Annotated in this window: 1 protein-coding gene; it reads right to left on the bottom strand. The window is 67.2% G+C overall.

Annotated features, from left to right (window positions below):
- On the bottom strand, window positions 1-642 hold the full coding sequence (locus ONA70_RS36410; protein ID WP_265011011.1) for a C39 family peptidase: 642 nt from the start codon (window positions 640-642) through the stop codon (window positions 1-3).
- Window positions 643-644: the final 2 nt, after the last annotated feature.

The following is a 644-nucleotide window of genomic DNA, read 5'->3' as shown; positions in this document are numbered from 1 at the left end:
TCAGGAGGCCGAGTAGCCGCGGGTGGCGATCCAGTCGGCGAGGTTGTCGACGCTCATCCGGTAGGAGGCCATGTTCGGGTCGGCCGAGTCGGCGATGGTGACGACCTTGCCACCGTCGCGGTAGCCGACGACGCTGATGTAGTGGCCACCCTGGAAGGAGTGGGTGTTGCCGTCGGTGTCGGTGGCGGTGCCGGCGATGTTGGCGACCACGGCGCGGCCGTCGTCGACGGTGCGGACGATGTCGGCGCGCAGGGTTTCGGTCTGCTTGTCGTCGGCCTTGGTGTCGCGGATTTCCACCGAGTGGTAGGCGTCCTTCTTGCCGGTTTCCTTGTTCAGGACCGGGGTGATGTCGTTGATGCTGTTGGTGCCGTTCTCGGTGGTGCCCATTTCCTTGGCCATGGCGTCGACGTTGATGTTCTTGCCTTGGACGGAGAGGGCGTTGCGGGTGGCGGCGGGGCCGCAGTAGTAGAAGTTGGGCTGGGCCTCGTAGTGGACGTTGAGTTCCCGTTCGCCGTTGGTCTTGCGGTCGGTCTGGGTCTGGGCGGCGGGCTTGGTGTCGGCGGCGTGCGCGGCGATGGCGGGGCCGGCGATTCCGCCGGCGGTGGCGACGACGCCGGTGGCGGTCAGGACGGTCTTACGCAGCA

Origin of the sequence: Micromonospora yasonensis, assembly GCF_026013475.1 — a bacterium.
In the GTDB taxonomy this organism is placed as follows: Bacteria; Actinomycetota; Actinomycetes; order Mycobacteriales; family Micromonosporaceae; genus Micromonospora; species Micromonospora yasonensis.
This window is presented reverse-complemented; position numbering and strand designations above follow the sequence as displayed.